The sequence below is a fragment of the Synechococcus sp. R6-10 genome (assembly GCF_047461815.1).
In the GTDB taxonomy this organism is placed as follows: domain Bacteria; phylum Cyanobacteriota; class Cyanobacteriia; order Thermostichales; family Thermostichaceae; genus Thermostichus.
Genome location: NZ_JANSHW010000556.1, coordinates 1 through 1,468 on the forward strand (window position 1 = coordinate 1; position 1,468 = coordinate 1,468).

Below are 1,468 nucleotides of genomic sequence, written 5' to 3' on the forward strand. Positions count from 1 at the left end.
CCAACTTGGCGGCTTGCGACTGGGACACCTTGAGCTTGCAGGATACGGTCAGGACTTGGGTCATAGTTCTATTGTAACCTCGCATTCCTCCCGGCACTGACCCTACAGGTACAGTGCGGGGCTCCTGCGATTTCTAGCTGAAGAGTTCTAACCTGGCCGGGCAAGAAACTCCCTGGAAATCCAGGCCGCTCTTGGATCTTACGTGGGAACCGCCTCATAGGGACGAAGTCGCGCCCATTTGTTCCGTTCCTCGCGAAAGCTCTGGCAGCCCACCACATCCCATTCCATCTCGGTGCCCCCATTGCGGATATTGACATTGATCTGGGGGCCCTGCGGCTCAAAATCCGGCGTCAGTGTGAGATGAGGTTGCTGATGCTGCGCTTCCACGGCATGGTAGGTGGTACAGCGATCCACGTAGTAGCAGTGAATACAAATACACATGGCTGCTGCCTGCAAGAAACGGTTCCCAATCTTGAGGGTAGCATCCTGCCTCCTTCCAGACGGCGGATCCCCTCTTTCTCAGCCGATTCTTGAGATATTTCTTAGCAAAGAGAGGCATCTCCTCGTCTCTCGTCTAAAATCTCGACATATTTCTCAGGATGGGGCTTGATCTGTCCTTAGGATCGAACCATCCAGGCTATCCAGAGGAACTGCCATGAACACCCACACCCGCTACCGCTTCACCTGCACCCTCTCCTTTGGAGATATCTACGGCCAGATCATCGTTTGGCTGATTGTCATCTTTGCCAGCTTGGCCGCTGCCCTCTCCCTGATGAATAGCCCCCTCTACGCTTTTCTCACCATTGCTCTGATTTTGGTGATCTCCCTGCCTTTCTTGCTCTTCGCCTTCGTGACCACCCTGCTCAATCACATCGAGTTTGCCGTTGTCCCTCCTGAGGAAGAGGAAAATCGCGCTGCTGCTGCCGCTAAGTCGCCCGTGGCCGTCAGTTAGAAACAACTGGCAGTCGGTTGGCGCTTGTCGGATGGATCCCTTGCCCCAAAGACACCTGTGCTGAGTTAAAAAAACCTTGGCTCTCTTGGTCTAGCGCTTGAGTTGGCCCCTGCAAGGCGAGCAAGCGGGTAGCCTTTTATTGGCATTTTATTGGCAATTGTTTTACCAAAGAATTGGGTCTAAAGCCCTGCCGTTCACGGCAGCTTTTGTGCTGTACTCTAGACCAGTAGTAGAGTAGTCAACCACTTAAAAAACCCGGTAGTCCGGCGACTACGCAAGCAACCTGAATAGGTTTTGCCCTTTCTCTTCAACGGTACTTAGGGCAGAAGGGAACTGCCCCGCTTGGGGAGATGGGCACCGCTGTCGTAAAGGGGCAACCCGATACGGCAAGTGCTGTCTTGGAACCAAGAGCCAGAATCCTCTGCCTTTGGGCAGGGGAGTATGGTGACATCCTCCCGGCGCTCGTCCTGTGGATAGAGCGCGGGCCACCCTTCCCGTCAGCAGGACGGAGTCCTT

Annotated in this window: 2 protein-coding genes; one reads left to right on the forward strand and one right to left on the reverse strand. The window is 54.4% G+C overall.

Annotation, left to right across the window (positions count from 1 at the left end):
- Window positions 1-198: 198 nt before the first annotated feature.
- Window positions 199-441: a Ycf34 family protein gene (locus tag NW837_RS13710; protein ID WP_011434378.1), complete on the reverse strand. Its 243-nt coding sequence runs from the start codon at window positions 439-441 to the stop codon at window positions 199-201.
- Between the two features lie 214 nt (window positions 442-655).
- Between NW837_RS13710 and NW837_RS13715 the strand changes: the two genes are divergently transcribed.
- On the forward strand, window positions 656-952 hold the full coding sequence (locus tag NW837_RS13715) for a hypothetical protein (protein WP_011434379.1): 297 nt from the start codon (window positions 656-658) through the stop codon (window positions 950-952).
- Window positions 953-1,468 lie beyond the last annotated feature (516 nt).

Excerpts from the sequence above, each read along its gene's own strand:
- NW837_RS13710 (WP_011434378.1), bottom strand. The coding sequence starts at position 441 with ATGTGTATTTGTATTCACTGCTACTACGTGGATCGCTGTACCACCTAC.
- NW837_RS13715 (WP_011434379.1), top strand. The coding sequence starts at position 656 with ATGAACACCCACACCCGCTACCGCTTCACCTGCACCCTCTCCTTTGGA.